The sequence below is a fragment of the Thermococcus sp. genome (genome assembly GCF_027066465.1).
Taxonomy (GTDB): domain Archaea; phylum Methanobacteriota_B; class Thermococci; order Thermococcales; family Thermococcaceae; genus Thermococcus.
The window spans coordinates 1-5,537 of record NZ_JAMONU010000200.1; the positions used below are offsets into that span (position 1 = coordinate 1).

6 protein-coding genes and 1 pseudogene are annotated in these 5,537 nt (G+C 54.7%); 5 read left to right on the forward strand and 2 right to left on the reverse strand.

The window, feature by feature from the left end; translation table 11 throughout:
* From MVK46_RS09830 to MVK46_RS09840, 3 genes are all read left to right on the forward strand, one after another.
* Positions 1 to 883: DUF835 domain-containing protein (locus MVK46_RS09830; protein WP_297536499.1), on the forward strand; the 883-nt coding region annotated here is incomplete at its 5' end.
* A complete protein-coding gene (locus MVK46_RS09835; RefSeq protein WP_297536500.1) occupies positions 780 to 1,790 on the forward strand; it encodes a class I SAM-dependent methyltransferase family protein in 1,011 nt (336 codons plus the stop codon). The genes MVK46_RS09830 and MVK46_RS09835, both read left to right, overlap by 104 nt.
* 55 nt (positions 1,791 to 1,845) lie before the next feature.
* Complete coding sequence (locus tag MVK46_RS09840) at positions 1,846 to 2,130, forward strand: hypothetical protein (protein WP_297536501.1); 285 nt, start codon at positions 1,846 to 1,848, stop codon at positions 2,128 to 2,130.
* A gap of 175 nt (positions 2,131 to 2,305) precedes the next feature.
* Here MVK46_RS09840 and MVK46_RS09845 read toward each other — a convergent pair whose 3' ends face one another.
* The gene (locus MVK46_RS09845) at positions 2,306 to 3,817 is read right to left on the reverse strand and encodes a replication factor C large subunit (RefSeq protein WP_297536502.1); all 1,512 of its coding nucleotides are present in this window, start codon (positions 3,815 to 3,817) and stop codon (positions 2,306 to 2,308) included.
* Positions 3,818 to 3,822: 5 nt separating this feature from the next.
* Positions 3,823 to 4,803, reverse strand: coding sequence for a replication factor C small subunit (locus tag MVK46_RS09850; protein WP_367182651.1), 981 nt, complete (start codon positions 4,801 to 4,803; stop codon positions 3,823 to 3,825).
* A 49-nt stretch (positions 4,804 to 4,852) separates the two neighbouring features.
* Between MVK46_RS09850 and MVK46_RS09855 the strand changes: the two genes are divergently transcribed.
* Together MVK46_RS09855 and MVK46_RS09860 are read left to right on the forward strand one after the other, a co-directional pair.
* Complete coding sequence (locus tag MVK46_RS09855) at positions 4,853 to 5,311, forward strand: metal-dependent hydrolase (RefSeq protein ID WP_297536503.1); 459 nt, start codon at positions 4,853 to 4,855, stop codon at positions 5,309 to 5,311.
* A gap of 55 nt (positions 5,312 to 5,366) precedes the next feature.
* Positions 5,367 to 5,537 (forward strand): annotated as a pseudogene (locus MVK46_RS09860) (8-amino-7-oxononanoate synthase); the annotation flags it as partial.

A 5,537-nucleotide genomic window follows, 5' to 3' on the forward strand; every position in this document is an offset into this window, starting at 1 on the left:
ATACGGCATGATGAAATCGTACCGCGAGTATCAGAGGCACACAAGGCCGATAAAGAGGCTTGCGGCTACCCTTATAGTGTCCTTCTTTCTGTTTGGAATAATAGGGGGACTTGCCATATTCCTGATGGTTCTCTACGGGCCGAGCTTCTGGGTTCTTGAGGCCGTTTCTGTTACCGCCAGCTACCTTCTGCTCTCCAACTCGGCCCTTGGTTTGCTGGAGAAGGTCGAGGTCAGGCACAGGGCAAGGAGGAAGCCGGTTCCCCTCTGTCCCCTTCCAGTGGCGGGCATAGTGGGTTCAAGAAGAGACGCTTTGACGCTTCTCAAGGCCCTGAAGTCCTACCTCGGCACACCCCTGATGATAATAGCCAGGGAGCATCCCGACCAGTGGCGGAGGAGCACCGGACTGAGCCCCGAGGAGTACGTCTGGCTCACGAGGGTTGAACATCCCCAGGCAATCAGTCCGAGCAACCTCCACGTGCTGGCGGAAAGAATCGTGGAGTTCCTCAGAACCAGCGAGGATGGAGTGGTGTACATTGAGGGAATAGAGTACATGCTGTTCTACTCCGACTTCAGGGCCGTGGCAAAGTTCCTGTTTTCCATAAGGGACACGGCCATGATATACGGCGGTCACGTGCTCGTTCTCGCCAACGATAAAACCCTCAGGCCGGAGTACATGGCAATATTGAAAAGGGAGTTTGAGGAGGTGCGGGTGAGCGAGTTGCTGGAGAGGATAATAGGGCCGACGCTTTTCGGCGTCGTTGTGAAGGGGAGGAAGGGACATGCCGGCGCTGAGGGTTCCGAAGAGGGAAGCGGAGCCGGTGAAGAGAAAGCTGAAGAAGCTCGGCCTCTACGAGGGGAAGAGGCGGCCAAAGAGAGAAAATGATTTCGTTCTCTTACCCGTCATCGAGGACGGGAGAATTTACTCCCTCGGCTACGAGGTTCTGCCCGTTGAGCTTCCGCTTCGGCCCGAGAGACAGATATACAAGAACCTCGAGAGCGTTTTGGCAGAGAGGCTGAGCGAGGAGGAGCTGAAGTACCTCAGGCGTTACGACGTTATAGGCGACATCGCCGTTATTCAGATTCCGCCCGAGCTGGAGCACCGCGTTGAGGACATCGTTTTTGCGTTGAGGAAGGTCCACCCGTTCCTCAAGGTGATAGCGAGGAAGGGCTTCCACGAGGGAGCCTTCCGAATCAGGGACTACTCAATAATCTGGGGCGAGAGGAGGCTCGAAACTGTCCACAGGGAGAACGGCGTCGAGATTAAGGTTGATTTAAGCAGGGTCTTCTTCAACCCGAGGATGAAGGGAGAACGCTATCGGCTGGCCCAGCTGGTGAAAGACGGCGAAAGGATTTTGATTCCCTTCGCCGGCGTTCTGCCCTACGCTCTCGTGATAGCGAGGTACAGAAAGGTTAAGATAACGGCCGTCGAGCTGAACAGAGACGCCTACGAACTCGGGCTGGAGAACGTAGAGCGCAACAGGAAGAGGCTGAAGGGCGAGATAGAGTTCATTCACGGCGACGCCTTCAAGGTCCTGCCCGAGCTTCCGAGATACGACAGGGTCATAAGCCCGACGCCGAGGGGCGTTGACGCGTTGGCTTTAACGCTCTCAAAGGCCGAGCGCCGGCTTCACTACTACGACTTCGTTCACGAAAACGAGGTTGAAGCCTTCAGGAGGAGGATAATCGAGGAATGCCAAAAGCTCGGAAGGGAGTGCTCCGTGAGGGTGAAGAAGGTGAGCGACTTCAAGCCGCACGTGTTTAAGGTCTGCGCGGACGTACATCTAAGTTGAGTTCATCAAAACGATTTTGAGTTTTAGTCCAAACAAAAGTTGGGGGTGCCTTTAAATGAAACCCAAGGTTTGGAACGCCCTCATAGCCGGAACAACGGCCCTTTTTCTCGCTCTGTTCTTCTATGCACAGGAATACTTTGTGAAACACCATCTGATACCGGTCTCCTTTGCAGTGCTTGGAGCGCTCTGGATGCTTAGAACTTACGATGCATGCAAATCTGGAAACGCCTCAAAACTCCGGCTGTATGGGGCGCTTGTGTTAGTTGTGGTTTTCATAATAATTGGCATCTTGATGGATGCCGTGGATAACAGAGTCTTACTGCACATGGGAAACCCTTGAAGGGGCGCGATGTTAATCTCTCGGTCTTCTTGAGTGGGGTTGTGAGCGTCGGAGAGTATAACCGCTAAAACTCCAGCAAAAACTTCACCGTTTCTCTCTGGAGTTCAACCTTATATCCTGCAGAAAATATAAAAATGGCAAAGATTTGTATCGCAAAGAATACAAAAAGCAACCATCACTTCTTCAGGAAGTCGAACAGCGTCGCCTGCTTGCCCTTCTTCTTTTCGGACTTCTTCTCCTTCTTACCGACCGCTTCTATCTCCCTCTCGGCCTCTTCAAGCTCTTCCTCGCTGAGTTCCTCCCCGTCCTCGGGTTCTTCTTCGGGAACTTCCTCTGTCTCCCCTGTTTCTTCGGTCCCTTCCAACATCGTCTCCTCTTCTTCCTTCTCCTTCGCCTTCCTGAGACCCTCACGGACGCTCGTCTCCAGCCTGCCCCGCTCCTTGAGCTTCTTCTCGATGTTCATGGCCTTGCCCCAGATGGTTTTGGCCTTCTCCGAATCCCCGGCGAGAAACTCGACCTCCTTTTCGCTCAGGTCGAGGAAAACCGTGAAGTGAGCGGCCAAATCGGGGTTCTTCTCGAAGATGACGCGGAGGTATCTCATCGTCTCCAGGGCTTCCAGCCGGGCCATGTGCATCCCCTTCATTATCTTCCTGAGGATTGAGTCCCTCAGGGAGCGCTCCTCCTTGCTCTCCGTGAGGATTTTAATCGTCTTCGGCGGGTATATCTTGACGAAGCCCTTCTTCTTGACGCCCGCAACTGCAACTCCGGCCGTCATCATATCGGTGGCGTACTTCCAGAGCGAGTAGTTGCCCGTCCTCTGCGCCCTGCCAAGATATATGTCGGCCCTGCTGAGGGCTTCGTAGGCCCTTGCTATGTCCTCTGGCCTGTAGTAGACGTAGGGAACGTTCTCGTCAATCCAGAGGAGGAGCTCGTCCGGGAACATGTCCACACCGAGCGTTGCCATCTTCGCTCTTTTGGCGTTGTCGGTCGCGAAAATCTGAGCTAAAGCCTGAAAGACGCTCTTCTCAACGTCGCGGTAGGCCAGAACCTCCTTCGCGTCCTCGACGCCTCCTGTGACAACCGTCTGGAGGTCGTTTATCGCGGCCCTTAAATCACCGTTTGAGCGCTTGGCTATCTCGTATAGTATCTCTTTGGGGACGGTCTTTCCCTCGCGCTTTAGAATCCTGACGAGGGCTTTGATAACGTCCCTCTGCGTTAGGCGCCGGTACTCAACAATCTGGGCTCTGTCCCTTATCTCCTTCGGAACCTCCCAGTAGTGGTTAGCGCTCAGCACTATCGGGTTCTTGGCCTTATCGATGAGCTTCGCTATCTCGCGGGCACCGCTCGGCTCTATGTTGTCCGCTTCATCGAGGAATATGAGCTTCCGTCTCTTTCCGAGGATGTCCATCGTATAAGCGGCCTGAACGTAGCGCTCTATCTTCTCGTAGGTTCTCTCGTCGCTCGCGTTCAGCTCGATGACCTCGAAGCCGTATTCGTTCGCCAGAGCGTAAACCGTCGTTGTCTTTCCAACGCCCGGCGGCCCGGCGAGGAGCAGGGCTTTCTTCTTCGGTGGATTACCGTGAAGCCAGGCCTCTATCCAGGCCCTGACCTGTTCGAGAGCCTTCTCTTGGTTCACTATCTCGCTCAGCTTCCTCGGGCGGTATTTTTCAACCCACGGCACGGTCATGGCAATCACTTGCCCATAATCGTGAACTGAGCGAGCAGAGCCTCGAGCTGTATCATCTCGTTGGCCCCTTCAACGAGTCTGAAATTGTACTCGCCTATCTTGTCCGCCAGAGCGACCTTCTTGGTTTCGGGAATGGGCAGGTTGAAGACCTCCCTGTGCATCTGAATCAGCACGTCCTCACCGCTGAGACCCTGTTTGAGGAGGATGTCCCTCAGTTTGTCCCTCGCCTTCAGAAAGTTGCCCTCCAAAGCCAGGGTCATCATCTCGCGCACATCTTCCGGTCTTGCCCTGCTCGCGACGAGAAAGACGTTTTCATCGGTTATCTTCTTGTCGAGAGCGGCCGCCGCCTGAAGGACGTTGATTGCCCTCCTCAAATCGCCTTCCGCAACGTAGAGAATCGCCTGCAGACCTTCCTCGGTAAGCTCAAGTCCCTCCTGCTCGGCGATGTATTTTATGCGCTTCGCTATGTCCTCGTCGCTGAGCGGTCTGAAGCGGAAGATTGCACATCTGCTCTGGATGGGTTCGATTATCTTGGAGGAGTAGTTGCAGCTGAGGATGAAGCGAACGTTGTTGGAGAACATCTCCATCGTTCTCCTCAAAGCCTGCTGGGCGTCCTGCGTTAAAGCGTCGGCTTCATCAAGGAAGATTATCTTGAAGCTCGCCCCGCCGATGGGCTTCGTTCTTGCGAACTCCTTAACCTTCTCGCGGATGACGTTTATTCCGCGCTCATCGCTCGCGTTAAGCTCGAGGAAGTTGTGCCTCCAGTTTTCACCGAACAGCTCCCTCGCGAGACACAGGGCGGCCGTGGTCTTGCCGACGCCCGGCGGTCCGGCAAAGAGCAGGTGGGGCATGGAGCCGGTTTTCACGTAGTGCTTCAAGCGTTTGACTATGTGCTCCTGACCGACTATTTCATCGAGCCTCTGGGGCCTGTACTTTTCAACCCACGGCTTTTCGAGAACCTTAACTTCCCGAACCTCCTCACTCATGCGTTTCCACCTAAACCTTTATGAGAGCCAAGAGTTTAAGGGCTTTGCCATGGACCCGCTCGAACACGCCTCGATTCCCGGCCTGATTTACCTTGCTCTCTCCGGTGAGCCGACGCTAACTGGACTCGCGGCGCTCATCATTGGGGCGGTCTTTCCCGACCTCGACGTCCTCGCTGAAGAGCACCGCTCCTATCTTCACTCCCTTCTGCCCTTTCTCCCGGCCCTTCTCCTCGGTCTGCACCTCGGCGGTCCTTTCCTACTCTTCGCCCTCGGCTGGGGGAGTCATTTGTTCCTCGACTTCTTCACCGGCGTCGTGCCGGTCGTTTATCCGCTGTCGAGGAGGGGCTGGGGGTTGTCAATTACCGTTGCTGGACCGAGAGATTTTAGAATTGAAATCAAACTAATCGAAAGATACCCTGAGAGGAGGCACGATTACAGGCTGGAAATCGGCGGAAGTGCGGCGCTCGCTCTCTTAACCACCTTAACGGCAATAATTAGGCTGCACTAAAGGGTTCAGTGCAAAACTTTTATACCTCGGTGTCCAAAAAACACCGGTGGTTCTCATGGGGAAGCTTGACTGGATTAGGGAAGAACTTCAGGAGCTTAAGGAGAAGGGTCTCTACGTGACCATAAGAAAGCTCGAGAGCGCACAGGGCCCGTGGGTCGTCGTCGACGGCAAGAAGGTCCTCAACATGTGCTCCAACAACTACCTCGGCTTGGCTGCCCACCCCGAG

Excerpts from the sequence above, each read along its gene's own strand:
- MVK46_RS09835 (WP_297536500.1), top strand. The coding sequence starts at position 780 with ATGCCGGCGCTGAGGGTTCCGAAGAGGGAAGCGGAGCCGGTGAAGAGA.
- MVK46_RS09840 (WP_297536501.1), top strand. The coding sequence starts at position 1,846 with ATGAAACCCAAGGTTTGGAACGCCCTCATAGCCGGAACAACGGCCCTT.
- MVK46_RS09845 (WP_297536502.1), bottom strand. The coding sequence starts at position 3,817 with ATGACCGTGCCGTGGGTTGAAAAATACCGCCCGAGGAAGCTGAGCGAG.
- MVK46_RS09850 (WP_367182651.1), bottom strand. The coding sequence starts at position 4,803 with ATGAGTGAGGAGGTTCGGGAAGTTAAGGTTCTCGAAAAGCCGTGGGTT.
- MVK46_RS09855 (WP_297536503.1), top strand. The coding sequence starts at position 4,853 with ATGGACCCGCTCGAACACGCCTCGATTCCCGGCCTGATTTACCTTGCT.